This is a genomic window from Bacteroides sp. AM07-18 (genome assembly GCF_003602695.1).
Classification (GTDB): Bacteria; Bacteroidota; Bacteroidia; order Bacteroidales; family Bacteroidaceae; genus Bacteroides; species Bacteroides uniformis.
Map to the genome: position 1 here is coordinate 569,615 of NZ_QTLM01000001.1, position 23,513 is coordinate 593,127.

Sequence of the window (23,513 nt, forward strand, 5' to 3'; positions counted from 1 at the left end):
TTTAGTTTTATAATAATCGCTCGCAAAGATAGTCTTTTTCGTGATAAAACATTTTTCGATAAGAGTTTTTGTTGGAAGAAAACCGTCTATTACTCAAATTTGTTACTGATATTTTATAAAAAGAATAAAAAACATTCTCAATCCATTGCTTTTTACTATATTTGCAACCAAATTTTCTGTTCACAATGAAAATTAAGGAATTAGTAAGCGCCCTTGAACGGTTCGCGCCTCTGCCATTGCAAGACGGATTTGATAATGCCGGCCTGCAAATCGGATTGACAGATGCGGAAGCAACAGGGGCTTTGTTGTGTCTTGACGTTACTGAAGCTGTACTGGATGAAGCCATTGCATTGGGATATAATGTGGTTATATCACATCACCCTCTCATTTTCAAAGGGTATAAATCCATCACGGGCAGGGATTATGTGGAACGTTGTATCTTGAAAGCCATCAAGAATGACATCGTTGTTTATGCTGCGCACACTAACCTGGATAATGCACCGGGAGGAGTGAACTTCAAGATTGCCGAGAAAATCGGTTTGAAGAATGTCCGTATCCTGGAAGCCAAGGAAAATGCGCTGGTAAAGCTGACCACATTTGTACCGACCGCCCAAGCGGAAGACGTGAGGAAAGCCTTGTTCGACGCCGGATGCGGCAATATCGGCAACTATGATTTGTGCAGTTATAACATGGAAGGCGAGGGGACATTCCGAGCCCGGGAAGGTGCCACCCCATACTGTGGAGCGATAGGGGAGCTGCATACCGAACGTGAAGTACGTATTGAGACAATCATACCCGCCTACAAAAAAGCGGCAACTGTCAAGGCACTGCTTGCGGCACATCCATATGAAGAACCGGTCTATGATATTTATCCCTTGCAAAACTCATGGCCACAAGCCGGATCCGGTGTCATTGGCGAATTGGAAGTACCGGAGACAGAACTTGAATTCCTGAAACGGATAAAGAAAACCTTTGAAGTGGGGTGTCTCAGACATAACAAACTCCTCGGGCGGGAAATACAGACTGTTGCATTATGTGGCGGCGCCGGCGCTTTCCTAATGCCGCTTGCCATCCGCAACCGTGCAGATGTCTTTATCACCGGCGAGATAAAATACCATGACTATTTCGGACATGATACCGATATATTATTGGCTGAAATAGGGCATTATGAAAGTGAGCAATATACGAAAGAAATATTTTATACAATAATCCGGGATTTGTTTCCTCATTTTGAGGTTCAGATGACCAAAGTGAATACAAACCCCATAAAATACATGTAAGTAAAATGGCTAAAGAAGCAAAAAAAGATCCTCAGGAATTAACCGTAGAACAGAAGTTGAAAGCTTTGTTCCAATTGCAGACAATGCTGTCCAAAATCGATGAAATCAAGACGTTGAGAGGTGAACTTCCACTGGAAGTACAGGACTTGGAAGACGAAATAGCCGGTCTGAGTACCCGTATAGACAGAATCAAGGCAGAAGTTGCCGAGTTGAAATCCTCCATTGCAGGAAAGAAAGTTGAAATTGAAACCGCAAAGGCTTCTGTAGCTAAATATAAAGACCAGCAGGACAACGTACGCAACAACCGCGAATATGACTTCTTAAGCAAGGAAATCGAATTCCAGACATTGGAAATCGAACTCTGCGAAAAGCGTATCAAGGAATTTGCCGCACAAGAGGAAGAAAAATCTCAAGAAGTAGCAGAAAGCACTGCTGCTCTGGAAGAAAGACAAAAAGACCTCGACGTAAAGAAGAGCGAACTGGACGAAATCATCTCCGAGACCAAACAAGAGGAAGAGAAGCTGAGAGACAAAGCCAAAGAACTGGAAACAAAGATTGAACCCCGTCTGCTTCAGTCCTTCAAACGTATCCGTAAGAATTCACGCAATGGACTGGGTATTGTATACGTACAGCGTGATGCTTGCGGTGGTTGCTTCAACAAGATTCCGCCCCAGAGACAATTGGACATCCGCTCACGCAAGAAAATTATCGTTTGCGAATATTGTGGCCGTATCATGATTGACCCGGAATTAGCAGGTATAACTCCTGAACAGAAAGTGGAAGTTGTAAAGGAAAAGCCAGTAAGAGCCAAAAGAAAAATCGTACATATCGGCTCAGATAATTAAAAATAGAACATTTTCTATATATAAAACGGCAATAGTAAAGCACCTATTGCCGTTTTTTTGTTAAATAAGCTCATAAAAACCTGCTATTAGAGAAAAAAGAAGTAGTTTTGTTGCTTGAAAAATTAATAGAATTAAATTAAAAAGCATGAGACTAAACAAATTATTCATACTCTATTCACTTTTCGGAATATTGATGGCATCGTGCATAAAAGATGAAGCACCCAATGCTGAAGCTGATATAACAGGCATCTCTTTTGAAGAAGATGTACTGGCAAGCGCTCGTTTCAATTTAAATCCGTCTTACAATGATAATCTGCAGGCCTACCCCATATTAGTAAAAGTAAAAGAGGGCACTCCTTTAAACAAACTATCCCCCCTGTTTGAGTTGACGCCGGGCGCTACCATTAGTCCGGAAAGTGGTAGTGAACACGATTTCTCTGACGGAAAAAGGGTAAAGTATACCGTAACTTCCGAGAACAAGGCTTGGCAGCGAGTATATTCCATCGGTGTACGCGAACAATCGGTATCAGACATCCCAAATGAATTCCATTTTGAAGACATACGACTTATCAATGGAATTAACCCCAAATACAAATATCAGGAGTTCTATGAAGAACAAGACGGATTGGAACTGACATGGGCCAGTGGAAATGAAGGATTCAACTGGGCAGCCAGTTCATCAGCTACTGAAAATTACCCTACGTCACAATATGACAATGGTAAAAACGGAAAGTGTGCCAAATTAGAAACTCGGCTTACCGGCTCTCTGGGAGCAATGGTAGGTATGCCGATAGCTGCTGGAAATTTGTTTATCGGTGAGTTTGATATGACGAATGCTCTCACCAGCCCATTGAAAGCCACACATTTCGGCACTCCTTTCTGTTATAAGCCCTCACGTCTAAAAGGTTGGTACAAGTACAAAGCCGGTGAACGTTTTTATGAAAACGGTGGATACACCGACCGTAAAGATGTGATGAACATCTATGCAATCTTTTATGAAGGCGAAAGTTACAACGAAGCAGGAGAAGTTACGGAAGTAATATTGGATGGAAATCTGCCAAACCAGAACTATGAACATCCCAGTATGGTAGCTTTAGCTCTAATATCCAATCCCCACGAAACCGATGATTGGGAAGCTTTCGACATTCCTTTTGACTATCAGAGATATGGAAAAGAAATAGATGAAACCAAACTGGCAAAAGGAAAATATAAACTAAGTATCATTTTTGCATCCAGCAAGAACGGTGCAACTTTCGAGGGTGCGCCCGGAAGTACCCTTTTAGTGGATGATGTGGAACTGATTTTCGAATAAGAACCCTGTAGAATTGGAATACAACATGATAAAGAAAATAGTAGCATTTATCGCATTGGCAGTTTACATGCAAACCGCCCTATACGCTCAAGAGAATCAGAATCGTACGCTTATAAACGCTGCCCTGCACGGATGGGAATATGAGATAAGGGCCGGTGTCAGCATCGGTGGTACTTCCCCGCTTCCATTGCCCGTAGAAATACGGAGTATCGATGCCTACAATCCTACTTTAGCTCTTATGCTGGAAGGAAATGCCATCAAGTGGTTAGGAAAAACTAAAAAATGGGGAGTAATAACCGGGGTAAGACTGGAAACCAAAAATATGATTACCAAAGCGACAGTAAAGAACTATGGCATGGAAATCATAGGAAATGACGGTAACCGCTTGAAAGGTAACTGGACGGGAGGAGTAAAAACCAAAGTACGCAATGCCTACATTACTGTCCCCGTACTTGGAGCATATAAAGTCAACTCACGATTGCGAGCCAAAGCAGGTGCATATGTATCCTACCTGATGGATGAGGAATTCTCCGGATATGTATATGAAGGTTATCTGCGTGAAGGTAATCCTACCGGAAAGAAAGTCAACTTCTCCGACGGTGCCATTGCCACTTACGACTTTTCGGATGATTTGCGCAAGTTTGCCTGGGGCGTGCAAGCTGGTGTAGACTGGCGTGCCTTCAAACATCTGAGTGTATTTGCCGACCTTACATGGGGATTGAATGATATTTTCAAGAAAGATTTCAATACAATTACCTTTGCCATGTATCCCATCTACTTGAATGTGGGTTTCGGGTATGCCTTCTAAGATACTCGGGTATACCGAGTAAATACTCATAAACAAATAAAGGTTTAGGTTGTTATCAATCCCATAAAAAGATAACCACCTAAACCTTTATTTATGAATATAAAAGTTTGGAGCACTGCGTTGCTCATATTATGCCTATGTCCTGCGGCTATGGCACAGAAAGCCAACCGCTATCTTGAGAAACCACTCCCACAAGGCTGGGGAAAGGACGCCTCCCATGCCATTCCCGGAGATGACAATCTGTTCAGCGGACAAATACCACCCATTGACGACAAGTGGTGGAAAGCCTTCGATGACCCGATGCTGGATTCATTGATTACGGTAGCCTCCACTCAAAACTATTCCGTACTTTCTGCCATGGACCGTATGGATATGGCTAAATCCAATCTGCGGATAGAACGCGGCAGCTTTTTCCCTTCCATCTCATTGGACGGAGGATGGGCACGGCAGCAAAGCAGCGGCAATGTCAACGCACTTCCGCAATCCATTACCGGTGCATACAGCGCCTCGCTCAACGCCAGTTGGGAGCTGGACGTATTCGGAAGTATCCGCCAACGGGTAAAGGCACAGCGGGAAACCTTCATGGCAAGCAAGGAGGAATATACCTCTGTCATGGTATCCCTCTGTGCCCAGATAGCTTCTGCCTACATCGGACTCCGCGAACTGCAGCAAGAGCTAAGTGTAGTGACCCACAATTGCCATACCCAGGCAGCCGTACTTAACATTACCGAAGTACGCTACAAAACCGGACTGGTGTCCAAACTGGACGTTTCACAAGCCAAATCCGTATATTACAGTACCAAAGCCTCCATCCCACAACTGGAGGCAGGCATCAACCAATACATCACGACGCTCGCAATCTTACTCGGTACTTACCCCCAGCATATCCGCCCCATATTGGAGAAGCCCAGCAAACTGCCCGACTATATGGAACCCATAGGCATCGGTGTTCCTGCCGACCTGCTGCTCCGCCGCCCCGATATACGGCAAGCCGAACGCCAAGTCAACGCGCAGGCGGCAACACTCGGCGCATCTCAAAGTGACTGGCTGCCGCAAGTGTTCCTAAAAGGTTCCATCGGCTATTCCTCCCATGACTTGAAGGACTTGACTAAACGGAACAGTATGACGTTTGAAATTGCTCCAAGCATCAGCTGGACCTTATTCAGCGGTACCAAACTGGTGAATGCCACCCGTCTGGCACGTGCCCAGCTCGATGAATCCATTCACCAGTTCAACCAGACAGTGCTTACCGCCGTGCAGGAAACGGATAATGCCATGAACTCCTATCGCAACTCCATCCAACAGATTGTTGCCATGCGCGAAGTATGCAACCAGGGAGAAGAAACTCTGAAACTCTCCCTCGATTTGTACAAACAAGGACTTACTCCCTTCCAGAACGTACTGGACGCACTACGCTCACTCCTGACATACGAAAATCAGCTGGTGCAGGCACAAGGCAGCTCCTTGCTGCATCTGATAGCCTTATACCAGGCATTGGGAGGCGGATATGAAATGAATCAGAAATAAGAATATAAACTAAACCGAACCGTATATGAAAAATCAAATGTACATCACCCTGCTCATCCTGCCATTGCTGGCAACGGGATGCGGGGGAAGGAAAGAAACGGCACAAACGATGCCCATTCCCGAGATAAGCGTGGCCCGTCCGACAGTGCAGAACATCACGCTGACAAAAGAATATCCGGGCTACCTGACTTCTGAAAAGACCGTAGACCTGGTAGGCAGAGTCAGCGGAACCTTACAGACCATCGCTTACGCTCCCGGCAGCCGGGTACGCCAGGGACAAGTGCTTTTTGTCATCGAACCGACAGTCTATCAAGACAATGTGCGGCAGGCAGAAGCAGAACTCAACACTGCCCGCGCCAACCTGGAATACGCCCAAAACAACTACACACGTATGCAGGAGGCCGTGAAAAGCGATGCTGTAAGCCGTATACAAGTGCTGCAAGCACAATCCAACGTGGCAACCTCGCAGGCTGCAGTGAGCAATGCGGAAGCAGCCCTGAACACGGCACGCACCAATCTGAGCTACTGCACCGTCCGTGCCCCCTTCGACGGCACTGTAAGCCGTAACCTGGTGGATGCCGGAAGCTATGTAGGCGGCAGCGTGCAGCCCGTCACACTGGCAACCATCTACAAGGACGACCATCTGTACACCTACTTCAACGTGGCAGACAACCAATGGCTCTCCATGCTGATGCAGCAAGGGGACAGCATTCCCCGGCAAGTAACCGTCAGCCTGGGCAAAGACGGGCTTCTCACTTATCCTGCACAACTGGATTATCTTTCGCCCAACGTAGACTTGAACACCGGAACTCTGAACATCCGCGCCCGTCTCGACAATCCTAAAGGACTTCTGAAAAGCGGCCTCTACGTCAGCATCATCTTGCCCTACGGAGAGCAACAGCAGGCCATCCTGCTGCCGGATGCCTCCATCGGCACCGACCAGCTGGGGAAATACATATACGTAGTCAACGATTCGAATATAGTGCGCTACCGCCATATAGAAACCGGACAACTGATAGGGGACAGCCTACGCCAGATAAGGGCAGGCATCACTCCCCGGGAACGCTACGTCACCAAAGCGCTGATGAAGGTAAGGGATGGAATGAAAGTACATCCCATCGACAACTAATATGAATTGATTAATACCAAAGCCTATGTTTTCAAAATTCTTCATAGACCGTCCTATCTTTGCTACCGTATTGGCGCTGCTCATCGTCGTAGCAGGACTGGTCACACTGGGTATCCTGCCCATTGCCCAATATCCGGACATCACACCACCCACCGTGCAGGTCAGTGCCGTATATCCCGGAGCCAATGCGCAGACGGTAGCACAAACCGTCGGCATTCCCATCGAGCAGCAAGTCAACGGAGTGGACGGAATGCTTTATATGTCCTCCAACTCCAGCTCATCGGGCGCTTACTCGCTTACCATTACTTTTGCCGTAGGCACGGACATTGATATGGCTACCGTACAAGTTCAGAACCGGGTCAGCGTGGCCCAGTCGTCACTGCCTACTCCCGTTGTGGTACAAGGTGTCACGGTGCAGAAACAGTCATCGAACATCGTGATGTTCCTCACGATGACGTCGGACAGCAAAGACTACGACGGACTTTACCTCAGCAACTATGCCAAGCTGAATCTTGTGGACCAACTGACGCGTGTGCCCGGTGTGGGTGCCGTCAATGTGATGGGAGCAGGGGACTACTCCATGCGTATCTGGCTCGACCCTGCCGCCATGCGCATCCGCTATCTTTCGCCGGCCGATGTATACCAAGCCATCCAATCACAGAATGTGGAAGTCAGCGCAGGTAACGTAGGGCAACCCATCGGCACAGACAATAAAAATGCCTATCAATACAGCCTGACCGTAAAAGGGCGCCTTACCTCGCCCGAAGAGTTCGGCAACATCATCCTGCGTACCGAAGCCGGAGGGAAGATACTCCGTCTGCGCGACGTGGCGCACATCGACCTAGGCTCGGCCTCTTACAGCGTAGTATCCCAACTGGACGGGAAACCCACCGCTGCCATCGCTATCTATCAGCAACCTGGCAGCAACTCGCTGGACGTTTCCAAAGGAGTAAAGGCAAAAATGCAGGAACTCTCGCAAAATTTCCCTGCAGGCATACAATACAATGTAACCCTGGACACTACGGATGTCATTCATGCTTCCATAGACGAAGTGATGGTGACGTTCCTTGAAACAACCCTGCTGGTAGTTCTCGTCATCTTCCTGTTCCTGCAGAACTGGCGGGCGGTCGTCATTCCCTGCATCACTATTCCGGTATCACTCATCGGCACACTGGCCGTCATGTCCTTGTTCGGCTTCTCCATCAATACGCTGACACTATTCGGACTGATACTTGCCGTGGCCATCGTGGTGGATGATGCCATTGTGGTGGTGGAGAACTCCACGCGTCTGCTGGACACGGGGCGCTACACCTCCCGCCAGGCTGTGACCGAAGCGATGGGAGAGATTACCGGACCCATTGTCGGGGTAGTGCTGGTGCTGCTTGCCGTATTTATCCCGACAACACTCGTCAGCGGCATATCAGGACAACTGTATAAACAGTTTGCCTTGACCATTGCAGCCAGCACCGTACTTAGCGGATTCAACTCACTGACCCTTACTCCGGCACTCTGTGCCTTGATGCTGCAACCTACCCGGCCTTCCAAAAATCCCCTATATCGGGGGTTCAACCATCTGTACGACAAGACACAAGGAGTCTACGACCGGATAGTGGAGTACCTGCTCCAACGCCCTGTCGCTTCCATCGTTTCATATGCGGTTTTCACATTGATTGCTGTCCTGCTGTTTGTCAAATGGCCGTCCACATTTGTTCCGGAAGAAGATGACGGCTATTTCCTCGCAGTGGTACAGCTTCCCCCTGCATCGAGCCTGGAGCGCACCCAAGCCGTAGGAAAGCAGATAAATAAGATTCTCGATTCTTACCCCGAAATAAAGGACTACATCGGCATATCCGGCTTCTCCGTGATGGGAGGTGGAGAGCAAAGCAATGCGGCCACTTACTTCATCGTACTGAAAAACTGGAATGAACGCAAGGGAAAGGAACATACGGCTGAAGCCGTAGTACAGCGCTTCAATATGGAAGTATATGGCATCCAGGAAGCAGAGATATTTGCCATGGTCCCGCCTGCCATCCCCGGACTGGGAGCTACCGGAGGCCTGCAACTCCAATTGGAAGACCGCCACAACCTCGGCGCCACCGAGATGCAGCGTGCTGTAGAGACCTTGATGGAGCATTACCGCAATTATCCGGCACTGGCATCGGTCAGCAGCCAGTACCAAGCCAATGTACCGCAATATTTTTTGAATATAGACCGCGACAAGGTACAGTTGATGGGTATCCCGCTGAACAGTGTATTCACCGCCTTGGGTTACTATATGGGGGAGGCCTACGTCAACGACTATGTACAGTTCGGACACATCTACCAAGTGAAATTGGGGGCGGGCGACCGTGCCCAGCGTGTCATCGACGATGTTCTGAAATTGAGCGTTCCCAATGCATCGGGAGAAATGGTACCTTTCTCTTCCTTCACCCGGGTGGAAGAGCAGTTAGGCATGGACCAGATAAACAGATATAACATGTACTCCACAGCAGCCGTGACCTGCAATGTGGCTCCGGGCAGTAGTTCGGGAGAGGGTATCCGGCAAATGGAAAGTCTAATCAAAGAGTATCTCGGAGACGAGTTCGGCTATGAATGGACTTCGGTAGCCTATCAGGAGACGCAGGCGGGAACCACGACGACTGTCGTATTCGTCATGGCACTGCTGGTTGCCTTCCTTGTACTCGCCGCACAATACGAAAGCTGGACCAGTCCGGTAGCTGCCGTAATGGGACTTCCGGTTGCACTGCTCGGTGCCATGTTGGGATGCTATGTCATGGGGACTCCGGTCAGCATCTACACACAAATTGGAATCATTCTGCTTGTCGCCTTGTCTGCCAAAAACGGTATTCTGATTGTGGAGTTTGCACGTGACTTTCGTGCACAAGGCAATTCAATCCGCGATGCGGCATTCCAGGCCGGACATATCCGCCTGCGACCTATTCTGATGACATCGCTTGCATTCGTATTCGGGGTTATGCCGCTGCTTTTTGCAACCGGAGCAGGGGCGGGAAGCCGTATTGCACTGGGAGCCGCCGTAGTGTTCGGTATGGCACTGAATACCTTGCTTGCCACGGTCTATATTCCTAATTTCTACGAATTGATGCAGAAGTTGCAGGAGAAGTTCAGTAAGAAACAATAGGGAGGATGAGCTACAAGTTATGGATTATGGGTTATAAGCTATCACACTTATAGCCCATAATCCATAACTCATTTTAGCAACTTGCTGCTAAAAGTTGTATCTTTACGTGCGAATTGCCTCTTAAAGAAATTGAAGTTATGAAAGCATATTTCATCGCCATACTTACCTTATTCACTTGTATAGCTACCGTCGTCCGGGCGCAGCAAATGTCTGAACTTGAAAACCAGATTGACAGTCTGCTCAATGGCAAGAAAGCCACCGTTGGTATAGCCGTATGGACAGACAAAGGAGACATGCTCCGGTATAACGACCATGTACACTTCCCCTTGCTCAGTGTATTCAAATTCCATGTGGCACTGGCCGTACTGGACAAGATGGATAAGCAAAGCATCAGTCTGGACAGCATTGTTTCCATAAAGGCATCCCAAATGCCGCCCAATACCTACAGCCCCCTGCGGAAGAAGTTTCCCGACCAGGATTTCACGATTACGCTTAGGGAACTGATGCAATACAGCATTTCCCAAAGCGACAACAATGCCTGCGACATCTTGATAGAATATGCAGGAGGCATCAAACATATCAATGACTATATCCACCGGTTGAGTATCGACTCCTTCAACCTCTCGGAAACAGAAGACGGCATGCACTCCAGCTTCGAGGCTGTATACCGCAACTGGAGTACTCCTTCCGCTATGGTCCGACTACTGAGAACGGCTGATGAAAAAGAGTTGTTCTCCAACAAGGAGCTGAAAGACTTCTTGTGGCAGACCATGATAGATACTGAAACCGGTGCCAACAAACTGAAAGGTATGTTGCCAGCCAAAACCGTGGTAGGACACAAGACCGGCTCTTCCGACCGCAATGCCGACGGTATGAAAACTGCAGATAATGATGCCGGCCTCGTTATCCTTCCCGACGGCCGGAAATACTACATTGCCGCCTTCGTCATGGACTCATACGAGACGGATGAGGACAATGCGAACATCATCGCCCGCATATCACGCATGGTATATGATGCGATGAGATGAGAGAGGCAAGGGGGCTATTGGTAGCTCCTCCTATAAGTTTTGATACTCGGGTATATCCTGCAGAAAAGTATAGCTGTTGTGCTCGTAATCTATGCGGCAACAATAATGCTGAAGCCCGTTGCTGACAATCAGATAATCCACTTTCAGCACCATGTTGTAGCGGGTAATCTGGTCGAAAACCTTTTGGGTGATTTCTATTTCAGGCGCCTTGTATTCCACAATCATCCGGGCGGTAAGGTCGCGTCGATAGAGCACTGTATCACAGCGTTTCTTTGTACCGTTCAGCTGTACCTGCACCTCATTTGCCATAAGCGCCTGCGGATACCCCTTGTGAGCAAGAAGAAAGTGGACGAAGTGCTGCCGCACCCATTCTTCAGGGGTCAAGGCGACATAACGACGACGGATTACATCGAAAATAACATTTTTTCCGTTCCTTGCGGCAATTTTAGCATCGAATGCTGGTAGGTTTAACGATAACATTTACTACATTTGTAAGTTAAATAATGGTTCCGTCTTTTGGGAACACAAATTTAATGAAATCTTATGAAAACAAAAGAAGAAATCGTAGCCAATTGGCTGCCCCGTTACACAAAGCGTAACCTGGAGGATTTTGGAGAGTACATTCTGTTGACCAACTTCAACAAGTACGTAGAGATTTTCGCAGAAAAGTTCAATGTTCCCATTCTCGGTAAAGATGCCAACATGATATCTGCCAGTGCAGAAGGAATGACCATCATTAATTTTGGTATGGGAAGTCCTAATGCCGCCATTATCATGGACTTGCTGAGTGCTATCAAGCCCAAGGCATGTCTGTTTCTGGGTAAGTGCGGCGGTATAGACAAGAAAAATAGAATAGGGGACCTCATCCTTCCCATTGCCGCCATCCGTGGCGAGGGTACCTCCAACGACTACTTCCCACCTGAAGTCCCGTCACTCCCGGCATTTATGCTGCAACGTGCCGTTTCTTCTGCCATCCGCGATTATGCCCGTGACTACTGGACCGGTACCGTATACACCACCAACCGCCGCATTTGGGAACATGACGAGGAATTCAAAGAATATCTGAAGAAAACCCGTGCCATGGCTGTCGATATGGAAACGGCAACCCTATTCAGCTGCGGTTTTGCCAATCATATTCCCACGGGAGCTCTTCTGCTGGTTTCAGACCAACCGATGATTCCGGAAGGTGTAAAAACCGATAAAAGCGACAATCTGGTGACCCAGAATTATGTAAAGGAGCATGTTGAAATCGGCATCGCATCCTTGCGCATGATTATTGATGAAAAGAAAACCGTAAAACACTTGAAGTTCGACTGGTAATCGGTTACGGGACATCCCTCGTATAGCACTTACTTTATTATATGGCAAAACAAGAAACAACCTGTGATGATATTCTAAAAGAGTTGAGAGCCAAGCAATACCGCCCCGTCTACTATCTCATGGGCGAGGAATCGTATTACATAGACCTCATCTCCGACTATATTGTAGACAACGTTCTCACTGACACCGAAAAGGAATTCAACCTGACCGTAGTCTATGGTGCAGATGTCGATATAGCCACTGTCATCAATGCGGCCAAGCGCTATCCGATGATGTCCGAACGCCAGGTCGTAGTCGTAAAGGAAGCGCAGGCCATCCGCAACATGGAGGAGCTTTCATACTACCTGCAAAAACCGTTGAACTCCACCATTCTTGTTCTATGCCACAAACATGGGGTGCTGGACAGAAGAAAGAAGCTGGCGGCCGAAATAGAGAAGGTGGGAGTTCTATTCGAATCCAAGAAGGTGAAGGATGCCCAGTTACCGGCATTCATCACCTCATACATGAAGCGCAAAGGTGTAGACTTGGATCCTAAAGCCACCTCCATGCTTGCCGATTTCGTAGGTACGGACCTCAGCCGCCTTACAGGAGAACTGGAAAAACTGATTATAACTCTTCCAAAAGGTCAGACACGCGTCACCCCCGAACAGATAGAACGTAACATCGGAATCAGTAAGGATTATAATAACTTTGAACTTCGCAGTGCCATTGTAGAAAAAGACATACTAAAGGCCAATAAAATAATAAAATATTTTGAAGAAAATCCGAAAACAAACCCTATCCAGATGACTTTATCTTTACTTTTCGGCTTCTTCTCCAACTTGATGTTGGCTTATTATGCACCCGAAAAGACGGAGCAGGGTATTGCCAGTTTCATAGGATTAAAGACTCCCTGGCAGTCGCGCGAATACCTAAGTGCCATGCGCCGTTACAGCGGAGTAAAGACCATGCAGATAATCGGAGAAATTCGATATGCAGATGCCAAATCCAAAGGAGTAGGAAATTCCTCCCTAAGCGATGGAGATATCCTCCGGGAATTGGTCTTTAAGATTCTACATTAACTTCCATACAGCATACTTTTCCATAAAAAGGGAAAAGCATAAAACAGACTGATTTGATATCATTATGTCATTTTTAGGGGGATTTATCCCCCTTTTTTCTATTTCGGCCCTTAGCATAGACAGTAAAATAGGAGATAATAATCATATTTACAGCAAATTACGTTCATTTATAAGCTCTGAGAATCGTGTTTTTATAACGAATCGACCAATTATACAGAAATAAAGCAAGGATTTAAGTCTTGAAGACTAGAAAATAAATAAAGCATCTTATTTTCTTATTTATGTCACATCTTTTCTCCTTTAGTAAAAAGAAGAGATGGAGCAATTCAGCTTTAAATCGTCATATATGAAATCTGTTACACTTTTCAAGAGTACAATAGTTGTAATACACAACTAGGATAATTGACTATTGTGAATTTAATACATTACATAAATATCTATATGACGGGTGTACTATAACATATGTGATATTATATTTGAAAACACAAATGTAATAAGTAATATTTAATATCGCAAACTGATGGTTTACAAAAATAATAGAGTAGGGGTTAACCCATGTAATTATAATCGATAAATATGTATATATCAATTATATACGATAATTAATCAAATCATTAAATTATATATTATATAAAATGAGCGACAAACAAATGTAATACAGCATTTACCATCAAAAAATAACTATATAATATGCTAATAACTAGACAAATATATTATTTTATTAAACTTACGATAAACACCTATTTTACTCGTAATTTGTATTATAGCATTTGTAATGATGAATATTGTAATAATAACATTTCATCTGTAAACTTTAAAATATCACATTTTTAATTTGCTTTTGTGATGTCGTTTTTTTACTTTTGTAATCCAATAAATAACATGTACAATTGTAATAACACATAAACCATGAGTATAAAAGACAGGTTCAAAATGGTTATGGACCGGGAGAAACTGACAGCAGGAGCTTTTGCCGAGAGTATCGGCGTGGCCCAAGCCACCATTTCTCACATCTTGGGTCCGCGTAACAAATATCCAAGTACGGAAGTCATTCTCCGATTGCATCAACGATACAACGACATAAACTTGGAGTGGCTGCTTACCGGAAAAGGTAATATGAGTAATAATCCGGATTCACCCGAAAACGATGGATTCGACTATCCTTTATTCGCCGAGAATCCGGAAAATCTGTCCAACGGGCCGGAAGAATCTAAAAATCGCAAGGAAATTGCATTAGAGACAGCCCTAAAATCGCCTAAAGAGATTGTAAAACAAGAGATTATCTACAAAGAAAGACCTCCCAGAAAAATCACAGAAATAAGAATTTTCTTTGATGACAATACCTACGAGACTTTCAAACCGGAAAATTAAGGAATGAGAATGGAAATAGACTAACGCCCCGGCATAAAAAAGAAACGGGTTCATTTTATTCTGCACTCGGTTTACACTATCTTTGCACCCGAAAGAAGAACATCCCTCTTTATAGATATGAAAAAGTATATTTTAGATCTGACAGTGACAGAGAACCTCCGCTTGCATGCCAACTATGTGTTGTTGAAGCTGACTTCTCCGTCCCCACTTCCGGAAATGCTTCCGGGACAATTTGCAGAGATTCGCGTGGACGGCTCGCCTACCACTTTTTTGCGCCGCCCCATCTCCATCAATTATGTAGATAGACAACGGAACGAAGTATGGTTCTTAATCCAACTCGTAGGTGACGGAACCAAGCGATTAGGCGAAGCAAAAGCAGGCGACATAATCAATGTAGTGCTTCCGCTGGGAAACTGCTTCACAATGCCTGAAAAAGCCTCAGACAAGCTCTTATTGGTAGGTGGAGGTGTAGGTACAGCTCCTATGTTATATTTAGGCGAACAGCTCGCCAAGAAAGGTTGCAAGCCAACATTCCTGCTGGGTGCCAGAAGTGACAAAGATTTGCTTCAATTGGAACAATTTGCCGCCTATGGCGAGGTGTATACCACCACCGAAGATGGCAGCCACGGAGAGAAGGGATACGTAACACAACACTCCATATTAAATAAGGTGTGCTTTGAGCAGATATATACTTGCGGCCCCAAACCGATGATGATGGCAGTAGCAAAGTATGCCAAAAGTAAAGGCATCAGTTGCGAAGTATCTTTGGAAAATATGATGGCGTGTGGCATAGGCGCTTGTCTATGCTGTGTAGAAAATACCACGGAAGGTCATTTGTGCGTATGTAAAGAAGGTCCGGTTTTTAATATAAACAAACTATTATGGCAGATTTAAGTGTAAATATTGGTGAATTACAAATGAATAATCCGGTGATGACTGCATCCGGAACATTCGGATATGGTGAAGAATTCGCCGATTTCATCGAACTATCGCGAATAGGCGGTATTATTGTAAAGGGAACCACTCTTCACAAACGTGAAGGCAATCCATATCCGCGCATGGCAGAGACTCCTTCGGGTATGTTAAACGCTGTGGGACTGCAAAATAAGGGTGTTCATTACTTTGTTGAACACATCTATCCCCGCATCAAGGACATTCAGACCAACATGATTGTGAATGTTTCGGGTTCTGCCATCGAAGACTATGCCGAAACAGCCGCAATCATTAATGAACTTGACAAAATTCCTGCCATAGAATTGAACATCTCTTGCCCCAACGTGAAGCAAGGAGGAATGGCATTCGGTGTTACCGCCAAGGGCGCCGAAGAAGTGGTGAAAGCCGTGCGCTCAGTTTACAAAAAGACACTTATCGTAAAGCTCTCCCCGAACGTTACCGACATCACTGAAATAGCCCGCGCAGCCGAAAATGGCGGTGCAGACAGTGTTTCCCTCATCAATACCCTGCTGGGAATGGCTATAGACGCGGAACGCAGGCGTCCGATACTCTCCACTGTAACCGGTGGCATGTCCGGTGCGGCCGTGAAACCCATTGCCTTACGTATGGTATGGCAAGTAGCCAAAGCGGTAAAAATCCCCGTCATAGGCTTGGGAGGTATCATGAACTGGAAAGATGCTGTGGAATTCATGCTTGCAGGTGCCTCTGCCATCCAGATTGGTACGGCAAACTTCATTGATCCGGCGGTTACAGTGAAAGTGGTAGAAGGAATAAATGACTATCTTGACAGACACGGTTATCAGTCTATAAAGGATATTATCGGTGCACTCGAGGTATAAAGAATAACAAGAGATTGCCATTCGCAATATATATTCATAAAAAAGGACATTCATTGACGAATGTCCTTTTTCTTTTTATTTACATCAGTAAACTTACTCTCCCAACAAATCCGGACGCAATCTACGGGTCCTTTCCAACGACTGTTGCAGCTCCCATTCCTTAATCTTGGCCTCATGTCCGGAGAGTAAAATATCCGGAACCTTCCATCCATTGTAATCAGCGGGACGTGTATAGACCGGTGCGGCCAGCAGATTGTCCTGAAAAGAATCTGAAAGTGCAGACTGCTCATCGGAAATCACTCCCGGAATGATACGGACGATGGCATCTGCCATGACAGCCGCCGCCAGTTCTCCGCCAGTCAACACATAGTCGCCGATACTGATTTCCTTGGTGATGAGATGCTCGCGAATCCGGTAATCTATCCCTTTGAAATGCCCGCAGAGAATGATGAGATTCTGGGCAAGGGAAAGAGTATTTGCCATCGGCTGATTGAACTGCTCACCATCGGGGGTCGTAAAGATAACCTCGTCGTAATCCCGCTCGGCCTTCAAGGCGTTGATACACCGCTCTATCGGCTCTATCTTCATGACCATTCCGGCAAAGCCGCCAAACGGATAATCGTCTACACGACGGTACTTATCTTCCGTATAATCACGAAGATTATGGATATGTATCTCTGCAAGCCCTTTATTTTGAGCACGTTTCATAATGGAGCAGTTAAAGAATCCCTCAATCATCTCCGGCAAAACTGTGATAATGTCAATGCGCATATAACTTTATTTTAGCTATTTCAAGCTGCAAAAGTACAAATATTCGGGGAGAAACCCGTATTTTTGCGTTCAAACAATCCGAAAACCCTATGACTGTAAAAGAAAAAATAGACCAGCTCCGTGCGGAATTACACCAGCACAACTACAATTATTATGTGCTGAATGCTCCTGAAATATCCGACAAGGAGTTTGACGACCTGATGCGCGAGCTACAAGACTTAGAGAAAGAACATCCTGAATACCAAGATGATAATTCGCCCACGATGCGTGTAGGGAGTGATTTGAATAAGAACTTCACACAAGTGGCACACAAATATCCCATGCTTTCATTGGGAAACACCTATTCTGAAAACGAAGTGACCGACTTTTACGAACGGGTAAAGAAAGCGTTGAATGAGGATTTTGAAATCTGCTGCGAGCTGAAGTATGACGGTACTTCCATCTCGCTGACTTACGAGGATGGCAAACTGGTGCGTGCCGTCACCCGTGGCGACGGCGAAAAGGGCGATGACGTGACGGACAATGTAAAGACAATCCGAACGATTCCACTGGTCCTCCATGGGGATTATCCTAAATCATTCGAAATCAGAGGGGAAATCCTGATGCCCTGGGTGGTTTTCGAAGAACTGAACCGGGAAAAAGAAGCACGTGAGGAACCGCTTTTCGCCAATCCGCGCAACGCTGCTTCCGGTACCTTGAAGTTGCAGAATTCCACCATCGTAGCATCCAGAAAGCTGGATGCTTATCTCTACTATCTATTGGGAGAGGAATTGCCCTGCGACGGCCATTACGAGAATCTGCAAGCCGCCGCCAGCTGGGGATTTAAAACATCAGAGCACACCAGAAAAGCTCACAGCCTGGAGGAAGTCTTCGAATACATCAATTATTGGGACACGGAGCGTAAGAACCTTCCGGTAGCTACTGATGGTATTGTACTAAAAGTCAACAGCTTGAGACAACAAAAGAATTTGGGATTCACAGCCAAGTCCCCCCGGTGGGCCATCGCATACAAATTCCAGGCAGAACGTGCACTGACACGCTTGAATAGGGTTACCTACCAAGTAGGACGTACCGGCGCAGTCACTCCGGTTGCCAATCTGGACCCCGTACAACTGTCCGGCACCATTGTGAAACGTGCCTCCCTGCACAATGCAGATATTATCGAGGGGCTGGACCTGCATATAGGCGACATGGTGTATGTGGAAAAAGGCGGTGAAATCATCCCCAAAATAACCGGTGTCGATAAGGATGCCCGCAGTATGCTTATCGGTGAAAAAGTGAAGTTCATCACCCATTGTCCCGAATGCGGCAGCAAACTGATACGTTTTGAAGGAGAAGCAGCCCACTATTGCCCCAATGAAACCGCTTGTCCTCCGCAGATTAAAGGGAAAATAGAGCATTTCATCAGCCGCAAAGCCATGAATATAGACGGACTGGGACCTGAAACAGTAGATATGTTCTACCGATTGGGACTGATAAAGGATACTGCAGATTTATACCAGCTCAAAACCGATGACATCAAGAACCTGGAACGGATGGGCGAAAAATCGGCAGAAAACATAGTCAACGGTATTGCGGCAAGTAAAGAAGTGCCATTCGAAAGAGTACTCTTTGCACTGGGCATACGCTTCGTGGGAGAAACGGTTGCCAAGAAGATAGCCAAGTCCTTTACGGACATCGAAGAACTGGAAAACGCAGACCTCGAAAAGCTGAAAAACATCGATGAAATCGGTGAAAAAATAGCGCAGAGCATTATAACCTACTTCTCCAATCCTGCCAACAGAGAGCTGGTGGAACGGCTGAAATCGAACGGTCTGCAACTCCACCGGACGGAAGAAGACCTCAGCGGATACACCGACAAACTGGCGGGCCAGTCCATTGTCATCAGCGGCGTATTCACCCACCACTCACGGGACGAATACAAAGAGATGATTGAAAAGAACGGTGGGAAAAACGTCGGCAGTATCTCCTCCAAAACCAGCTTTATCCTGGCCGGAGAAAATATGGGACCTGCCAAACTGGAGAAAGCGCAGAAACTGGGAGTAAAGATTATGAGCGAAGATGAGTTTTTGGCATTGCTATCCTAACAAATTTCCACAAAAAGCTTTTTTATGGCTTATATTTGTAGGGTAAATCGAAAAAATTCGTACTTTTGCGAGTCATTTAATTAGAGATTACTTTATAATACTCATGATACAGACAAGATTGAAAGGAATGGGGGTAGCGCTGATTACTCCATTTAAAGAGGATGAAAGCGTTGATTACGATGCGTTGATGCGTTTGGTAGACTATCAACTTCAAAACAATACCGACTTTTTATGTGTGCTCGGCACCACGGCAGAAACTCCGACTCTGACTGAAGAAGAGAAAAAGAAAATCAAGAAAATGGTCATCGAGCGAGTGAACGGAAGAATTCCTATCCTGCTGGGCGTAGGTGGAAACAACACCCGGGCCATAGTGGAAACACTGAAAAATGACGATTTCACCGGAGTAGATGCCATTCTCTCCGTTGTTCCATATTATAACAAGCCCTCACAAGAAGGTATATATCAGCATTATAAGGCCATTTCTGAAGCAACGGATTTGCCGATTGTGCTTTATAATGTCCCCGGTCGTACCGGCGTGAACATGAAGGCAGAAACAACCCTGCGCATTGCACGTGATTTCAAGAATGTGATAGCCGTCAAAGAAGCTTCGGGCGACATCACGCAGATGGATGACATCATCAAAAACAAACCGGCCAATTTCGACGTTATTTCGGGCGATGACGGCATCACCTTCCCTCTGATTACCCTGGGGGCCGTCGGCATTATCTCGGTCATCGGAAACGCGTTCCCACGTGAGTTCAGCCGTATGGTACGTCTGGCACTGCAAGGGGACTATGCCAATGCATTGACCATTCACCACAAATTTGCCGAATTATTCAAGCTTCTGTTTGTAGACGGCAACCCTGCCGGAGTAAAAGCCATGCTGAATGTAATGGGAATGATTGAGAACAAGCTCCGCCTGCCATTGGTGCCGACCAGAATCACTACTTTCGAAGCCATGCGCAAGATTCTGGATGAATTGAACATCAAATGCTAAGGTCTTATACCGCCCCTATAGGATATTAATTTCCAGTATACAACATATTAATATCAGATATGCAAGGAGTTAATTTTGTGGAAACACGGAATTAACTCCTTCTTTTTTTCCTATGTGACTATATTTATCAGTACAATAATCCCAAAACAGTCTACTGATTACGTTATAAAGCAAAAAGACATCTGGTTAAATCGAGAAAAAGACATCTCTAGCTCAATCAAGACAAGACTATTATTTCAGCTAATCTATTAGTTCACAACACTGAACACTTTGTTTCAGCAGAGAAAAACACTTTGTTTTTATATGATGGAACAAAGTGTTCTGTCAAGGGAAACAAAGTGTTCTCCATAATGAAACAAAGTGTTTAGTTAAGGGAAACAGTTTGTTTCATTATAGAGAACACGCGCCAGTGCCATACAAGGGGAGAACATCAACTATATGCCATTGCTGTAAAAACAAAGAACCTCCGCAAGAAAACTTGCGGAGGTTCTTTGTGATCGCGACAGGATTCAAACCTGTAACCGGCTGATCCGTAGTCAGCTACTCTATTCAGTTGAGCTACGCGACCCTTAAAAAAATTATGAAAACTTGTGACCGCGACAGGATTCAAACCTGTAACCGGCTGATCCGTAGTCAGCTACTCTATTCAGTTGAGCTACGCGGCCTCTTTGTTTAACGGGTGCAAAGATACGTACTTTTTCCGAATTAGCAAACGATATACAAACTTTTTTTGAAGAAATTTATTCGACAAAGCGATAATTAAACAACTGCCAGCCGATGGTCATCCCCACATTCCACTCCCTTCTCGGTGAGCTATAATGATTTACATAAGCAGAGATGGCTCCGAAGGGCAAATGACAAATAACAGAAACTTCTCCCATATACTCAAAGCGGGAGAATGCTTTTCCATAATATGCTTTATTCAATGCATTCTTTTTTATCGGAAAAATCGGTGTAAAGCCATAAAATTCTGTCCGGAACTGGAACATGTCGTTCAAAACATATATGGGTTTGATACCGGCAGCCACATACTGGTTGGCACGAAAAGCTTCATTGTACATCAGTTTACTATGCGGAGTCGGTGCAAATTCTCCTGCCTGCATCATGGTTGCCGTATAATTCTCAGAGAAATTCTTCGATGAATACAGTGCTTCTGCCATCCATCCCAGGGTGAATTTCGGCCCCATCGTGTGATATGCCTCTTTCATATAAGAGATTTGTAACCATGATTGCCGCTCTTGCGGAGAAGGACTGTACCCTTCTTGCGGATTCCCCGGTTCAAATCTTTCCCTCCCGGTAAATACCTGGGCTATCAGTTTCTCCAGATAACCTTTTGTCGCGTATTGCCGCGTATTTAGGGTGCTCCCATAGAAACCGATGGAACCTCCCAAAAGTTTGTAGGTACTTCTGTCCGAACGGTCCTTATCGAAATCTATTACACTGGATTGAAAGTAGTTATCTTCCAGTTGGCCATATCCCAGACTGAACTCCGCACGCTTATTGGCCAAAAACGGCAAGGCAACCATCAACTTCACAAAACGTTCGTCCTTTGAATTGAATGAAGGTTTGTCATTCCTGGAAAACAGCTTGTCCTTCTTGTAGTAATCGAAGGTACTGATTGAAGCAATAAAACGAAAGGACGTAGGTATGTTGGTAGGCAAATCAATCTTACCCATCAACTGGGCATTATTATAAATCTTACCCAACTGACCGTCAAAAGTGATTTCCTTGGAATAATAATTCAAGTTCTGATATCCTATTCCCAAATAGATTTGATTTGAGCTCGTGGTAGAGACACTGCCCCCCAGACGCACGGAAAAATTATCCTCCATCTTCACCTTCAAATGCAGTTGATATAAATCGGCTTCCGAATCATACACTGCGTGAGGAACTATTTCCGAAATCATATTATCCGCCAGCAAACGAAAATACCCGCGCTTCAAGTCTTCATAAGTAAAGACTTCATGCTCCTCATCATGAAATTCTTTTTTGATATAGGCTTGTTGTTGGGCATTCGCCCCTTCAATAATGATATCCCGGAAACGGAATTGAGGCAGGTTACTCCGGAAGACAAGGCGCCTCAAACGCACATTATCAGCATTCACCCTACGGTGAACACGGCTTTTGATGGAATCCATCATATTAAGAGTACGGTTGTAGCCTATATCGTGCAATTCCTGCAGACGGTCAAAATCCAGCAGGTTGACATCATCGTACTTGAAGGTCATGACTATGCCCAACGAGTCCGGAATGGAGTAATCGGTCTTCTGCATAATCATATTCTCCAATTGGCTCATCAGGTCATTCTCCTTCGGCTTACCGGGATTGGCCGCTACCACACTGCCAATAATGACATCCGGATGAAAATCCTCCCGCATCACATCCGTAGGGAAATTATTGTAAATGCCGCCATCATAAGCAAGCGTACTGTCTATTTCTATCGGTTTGAAGACAAATGGAAAGCTCATGGAAGCACGTACCGCATCTCCCAAATCCCCTTTACTCAATACCAATGGCTTTTTATTGTACACATCGGATGCTATACAGCGAAAAGGAACAAACAGTTTGTTGAAATTACCGCCACATGCAGCCGTAGCACGTGCAAACAATTCCACAAATACCAGGTTCATCTGTATGGGGTTGACCATGCTTGTGGGAAGTATCTGGGGCTTTATATGCAGCGAGTCCCTAAAAGCAAAACGGATATTAAAAAATTCCGGTGAAGGACGATTCTTCTTAAAATAATACTCGTATTTAGGCTCCACTTTGCCCGAATACCAACGCTTAAAGTCGGGAGAGCGCAACAGCGCCTCCATATCGTCCGGGGAATACCCCATAGCATACAGAGAACCGATGATAGCTCCCATAGAGGTTCCGGTTATATAATCAATGGGGATATTATTCTCTTCCAAAGCCCGGATAATGCCTATATGAGTCATGCCTTTTGCTCCACCGCCACTCAGTACAAGCCCCACTTTCTGAGCTTGTAAAATAAAGCCACATAGAAGAAACGAAAAAAACAATAAAACTCTTTTCATAACTATG

General features: G+C 45.6%; 18 protein-coding genes and 2 tRNA genes. 15 read left to right on the forward strand and 5 right to left on the reverse strand.

All coding sequences use genetic code 11. From position 1 onward, the window contains the following. Positions 1-185 precede the first annotated feature (185 nt). The 8 genes from DW096_RS02645 to DW096_RS02680 all read left to right on the forward strand — a co-directional run bounded on the left by DW096_RS02645 (position 186) and on the right by DW096_RS02680 (position 11,068). Positions 186-1,280 carry a Nif3-like dinuclear metal center hexameric protein gene (locus tag DW096_RS02645; protein WP_118930746.1) on the forward strand — a complete coding sequence of 365 codons (1,095 nt, stop codon included), beginning with the start codon at positions 186-188 and terminating at the stop codon, positions 1,278-1,280. 5 nt (positions 1,281-1,285) lie between these two features. Further along, on the forward strand, positions 1,286-2,125 hold the full coding sequence (locus DW096_RS02650) for a zinc ribbon domain-containing protein (protein ID WP_005827804.1): 840 nt from the start codon (positions 1,286-1,288) through the stop codon (positions 2,123-2,125). A 145-nt stretch (positions 2,126-2,270) separates the two neighbouring features. Beyond that, the gene (locus DW096_RS02655) at positions 2,271-3,437 is read left to right on the forward strand and encodes a PCMD domain-containing protein (RefSeq protein WP_005827802.1); all 1,167 of its coding nucleotides are present in this window, start codon (positions 2,271-2,273) and stop codon (positions 3,435-3,437) included. Between the two features lie 25 nt (positions 3,438-3,462). Continuing rightward, a complete protein-coding gene (locus DW096_RS02660) occupies positions 3,463-4,245 on the forward strand; it encodes a porin family protein (protein WP_035449279.1) in 783 nt (260 codons plus the stop codon). Between the two features lie 93 nt (positions 4,246-4,338). Then, positions 4,339-5,772 carry an efflux transporter outer membrane subunit gene (locus tag DW096_RS02665; protein ID WP_035448557.1) on the forward strand — a complete coding sequence of 478 codons (1,434 nt, stop codon included), beginning with the start codon at positions 4,339-4,341 and terminating at the stop codon, positions 5,770-5,772. A 25-nt stretch (positions 5,773-5,797) separates the two neighbouring features. Beyond that, entirely contained in the window at positions 5,798-6,901 is a 1,104-nt protein-coding gene (locus DW096_RS02670; RefSeq protein ID WP_118274940.1) for an efflux RND transporter periplasmic adaptor subunit, read from the forward strand. 25 nt (positions 6,902-6,926) lie between these two features. Continuing rightward, the gene (locus DW096_RS02675; protein ID WP_057097901.1) at positions 6,927-10,040 is read left to right on the forward strand and encodes an efflux RND transporter permease subunit; all 3,114 of its coding nucleotides are present in this window, start codon (positions 6,927-6,929) and stop codon (positions 10,038-10,040) included. Between the two features lie 137 nt (positions 10,041-10,177). Continuing rightward, positions 10,178-11,068: a CblA family class A beta-lactamase gene (locus DW096_RS02680; RefSeq protein WP_057097900.1), complete on the forward strand. Its 891-nt coding sequence runs from the start codon at positions 10,178-10,180 to the stop codon at positions 11,066-11,068. Positions 11,069-11,098: 30 nt separating this feature from the next. Here DW096_RS02680 and DW096_RS02685 read toward each other — a convergent pair whose 3' ends face one another. Next, the gene (locus DW096_RS02685; protein WP_005827787.1) at positions 11,099-11,548 is read right to left on the reverse strand and encodes a type I restriction enzyme HsdR N-terminal domain-containing protein; all 450 of its coding nucleotides are present in this window, start codon (positions 11,546-11,548) and stop codon (positions 11,099-11,101) included. A gap of 63 nt (positions 11,549-11,611) precedes the next feature. Between DW096_RS02685 and DW096_RS02690 the strand changes: the two genes are divergently transcribed. The 5 genes from DW096_RS02690 (at position 11,612) to DW096_RS02710 (ending at position 16,613) form a co-directional block, all read left to right on the forward strand. Then, positions 11,612-12,388 carry an AMP nucleosidase gene (locus tag DW096_RS02690; protein ID WP_005827785.1) on the forward strand — a complete coding sequence of 259 codons (777 nt, stop codon included), beginning with the start codon at positions 11,612-11,614 and terminating at the stop codon, positions 12,386-12,388. Positions 12,389-12,429: 41 nt separating this feature from the next. Continuing rightward, positions 12,430-13,449: a DNA polymerase III subunit delta gene (gene holA, locus DW096_RS02695; protein WP_005837183.1), complete on the forward strand. Its 1,020-nt coding sequence runs from the start codon at positions 12,430-12,432 to the stop codon at positions 13,447-13,449. A gap of 909 nt (positions 13,450-14,358) precedes the next feature. Next, the gene (locus DW096_RS02700) at positions 14,359-14,820 is read left to right on the forward strand and encodes a helix-turn-helix domain-containing protein (RefSeq protein ID WP_005827779.1); all 462 of its coding nucleotides are present in this window, start codon (positions 14,359-14,361) and stop codon (positions 14,818-14,820) included. 117 nt (positions 14,821-14,937) lie between these two features. Beyond that, positions 14,938-15,714, forward strand: coding sequence for a dihydroorotate dehydrogenase electron transfer subunit (locus DW096_RS02705; RefSeq protein WP_055288546.1), 777 nt, complete (start codon positions 14,938-14,940; stop codon positions 15,712-15,714). Further along, positions 15,702-16,613: a dihydroorotate dehydrogenase gene (locus DW096_RS02710; RefSeq protein ID WP_009038379.1), complete on the forward strand. Its 912-nt coding sequence runs from the start codon at positions 15,702-15,704 to the stop codon at positions 16,611-16,613. Before DW096_RS02705 ends, DW096_RS02710 begins: the two co-directional genes overlap by 13 nt. 93 nt (positions 16,614-16,706) lie before the next feature. Here the strand turns inward: DW096_RS02710 and trmD are convergent, their stop codons facing one another. Further along, positions 16,707-17,384, reverse strand: coding sequence for a tRNA (guanosine(37)-N1)-methyltransferase TrmD (gene trmD / locus DW096_RS02715; protein ID WP_005837186.1), 678 nt, complete (start codon positions 17,382-17,384; stop codon positions 16,707-16,709). Positions 17,385-17,473: 89 nt separating this feature from the next. Here trmD and ligA point away from each other — a divergent pair, with 89 nt between their 5' ends. Together ligA and dapA are read left to right on the forward strand one after the other, a co-directional pair. Beyond that, positions 17,474-19,471, forward strand: a complete 1,998-nt coding sequence (gene ligA / locus DW096_RS02720; RefSeq protein ID WP_057097899.1) for an NAD-dependent DNA ligase LigA — start codon at positions 17,474-17,476, stop codon at positions 19,469-19,471. A 103-nt stretch (positions 19,472-19,574) separates the two neighbouring features. After that, positions 19,575-20,468: a 4-hydroxy-tetrahydrodipicolinate synthase gene (dapA, locus tag DW096_RS02725; RefSeq protein ID WP_005827769.1), complete on the forward strand. Its 894-nt coding sequence runs from the start codon at positions 19,575-19,577 to the stop codon at positions 20,466-20,468. A 494-nt stretch (positions 20,469-20,962) separates the two neighbouring features. On the opposite strand, the gene DW096_RS02730 is transcribed toward dapA, so the two are convergent. The 3 genes from DW096_RS02730 to DW096_RS02740 form a co-directional block, all read right to left on the reverse strand. Beyond that, positions 20,963-21,036 (reverse strand) — tRNA-Arg (locus DW096_RS02730). 23 nt (positions 21,037-21,059) lie between these two features. After that, a tRNA-Arg gene (locus DW096_RS02735) sits at positions 21,060-21,133 on the reverse strand. Positions 21,134-21,208: 75 nt separating this feature from the next. Further along, complete coding sequence (locus tag DW096_RS02740; protein ID WP_117867056.1) at positions 21,209-23,506, reverse strand: patatin-like phospholipase family protein; 2,298 nt, start codon at positions 23,504-23,506, stop codon at positions 21,209-21,211. Between the last annotated feature and the right edge of the window lie 7 nt (positions 23,507-23,513).

What these genes read in the sequence shown, in the direction of transcription:
- DW096_RS02685 (WP_005827787.1), bottom strand. Translation starts at nt 11,548, where the DNA reads ATGTTATCGTTAAACCTACCAGCATTCGATGCTAAAATTGCCGCAAGG.
- DW096_RS02705 (WP_055288546.1), top strand. Translation starts at nt 14,938, where the DNA reads ATGAAAAAGTATATTTTAGATCTGACAGTGACAGAGAACCTCCGCTTG.
- DW096_RS02690 (WP_005827785.1), top strand. Translation starts at nt 11,612, where the DNA reads ATGAAAACAAAAGAAGAAATCGTAGCCAATTGGCTGCCCCGTTACACA.
- DW096_RS02710 (WP_009038379.1), top strand. Translation starts at nt 15,702, where the DNA reads ATGGCAGATTTAAGTGTAAATATTGGTGAATTACAAATGAATAATCCG.
- DW096_RS02655 (WP_005827802.1), top strand. Translation starts at nt 2,271, where the DNA reads ATGAGACTAAACAAATTATTCATACTCTATTCACTTTTCGGAATATTG.
- DW096_RS02650 (WP_005827804.1), top strand. Translation starts at nt 1,286, where the DNA reads ATGGCTAAAGAAGCAAAAAAAGATCCTCAGGAATTAACCGTAGAACAG.
- ligA (WP_057097899.1), top strand. Translation starts at nt 17,474, where the DNA reads ATGACTGTAAAAGAAAAAATAGACCAGCTCCGTGCGGAATTACACCAG.
- DW096_RS02740 (WP_117867056.1), bottom strand. Translation starts at nt 23,506, where the DNA reads ATGAAAAGAGTTTTATTGTTTTTTTCGTTTCTTCTATGTGGCTTTATT.
- DW096_RS02700 (WP_005827779.1), top strand. Translation starts at nt 14,359, where the DNA reads ATGAGTATAAAAGACAGGTTCAAAATGGTTATGGACCGGGAGAAACTG.
- DW096_RS02665 (WP_035448557.1), top strand. Translation starts at nt 4,339, where the DNA reads ATGAATATAAAAGTTTGGAGCACTGCGTTGCTCATATTATGCCTATGT.
- DW096_RS02670 (WP_118274940.1), top strand. Translation starts at nt 5,798, where the DNA reads ATGAAAAATCAAATGTACATCACCCTGCTCATCCTGCCATTGCTGGCA.
- DW096_RS02675 (WP_057097901.1), top strand. Translation starts at nt 6,927, where the DNA reads ATGTTTTCAAAATTCTTCATAGACCGTCCTATCTTTGCTACCGTATTG.
- dapA (WP_005827769.1), top strand. Translation starts at nt 19,575, where the DNA reads ATGATACAGACAAGATTGAAAGGAATGGGGGTAGCGCTGATTACTCCA.
- trmD (WP_005837186.1), bottom strand. Translation starts at nt 17,384, where the DNA reads ATGCGCATTGACATTATCACAGTTTTGCCGGAGATGATTGAGGGATTC.
- holA (WP_005837183.1), top strand. Translation starts at nt 12,430, where the DNA reads ATGGCAAAACAAGAAACAACCTGTGATGATATTCTAAAAGAGTTGAGA.
- DW096_RS02660 (WP_035449279.1), top strand. Translation starts at nt 3,463, where the DNA reads ATGATAAAGAAAATAGTAGCATTTATCGCATTGGCAGTTTACATGCAA.
- DW096_RS02680 (WP_057097900.1), top strand. Translation starts at nt 10,178, where the DNA reads ATGAAAGCATATTTCATCGCCATACTTACCTTATTCACTTGTATAGCT.
- DW096_RS02645 (WP_118930746.1), top strand. Translation starts at nt 186, where the DNA reads ATGAAAATTAAGGAATTAGTAAGCGCCCTTGAACGGTTCGCGCCTCTG.